The 639-nt window shown below is 72.0% G+C and carries 1 protein-coding gene; it reads left to right on the top strand.

Translation table 11 applies throughout. From position 1 onward, the window contains the following. Positions 1 to 158 precede the first annotated feature (158 nt). Complete coding sequence (locus ACJA3G_RS38200) at positions 159 to 602, top strand: MarR family winged helix-turn-helix transcriptional regulator (RefSeq protein WP_406557576.1); 444 nt, start codon at positions 159 to 161, stop codon at positions 600 to 602. Positions 603 to 639 lie beyond the last annotated feature (37 nt).

Below are 639 nucleotides of genomic sequence, written 5' to 3'. Positions count from 1 at the left end.
TTCCTCGGGGTGCATGGGCTCCTTCGCAGGGTGAGGGGCAGGGCGGCGCCGCTCGTGGGTCCTTGGGGCCCGGGCGGCGACGCCACTGACAAGACTGGTGGAGCATAGCTCACTGTTACCTATACTCACAATGCACAAGGTCCTGATATTGTTCCCGTATGAGCACCACCGACGCCGACGGCGTGCTGGCCGAGCAGTTGCTCCGGCTCACGCGCAGACTCCACCGCATCCACAAGCAGTACCTGGAGCCGGTCGGCATCACCCCTGCCCAGTCCCGGCTGCTGCGGACGGTCGCGCACTACGACAGCCCGCCCCGCATGGCCGATCTCGCCGCCCGCCTCGAAGTGGTCCCGCGCGCCGTGACCACCCTGGTCGACGCCCTGGAGGAGAGCGGGAACGTGCGCCGGGTCCCCGACCCGACCAACCGCCGGGTGGTGCGCATCGAGCTCACCGAAGCGGGCCGGGCGACGCTGCGTTCACTGCGCGGCGCCCGCCGGGGCGCGGCGGAGGAGATCCTGGCGCCGCTGACCGCCGACCAGCGCGAGGTGCTGGGCGGCCTGCTGTCCGCCCTGGTCGACGGAGCGCCCGAGCGCCGCTGCTGAGGGGATCCCCCCACCAGGCGCCCGCACCACCGAAGCC

The organism is Streptomyces sp. YS-3 (assembly GCF_045257485.1).
Classification (GTDB): Bacteria; Actinomycetota; Actinomycetes; order Streptomycetales; family Streptomycetaceae; genus Streptomyces.
This window is presented reverse-complemented; position numbering and strand designations above follow the sequence as displayed.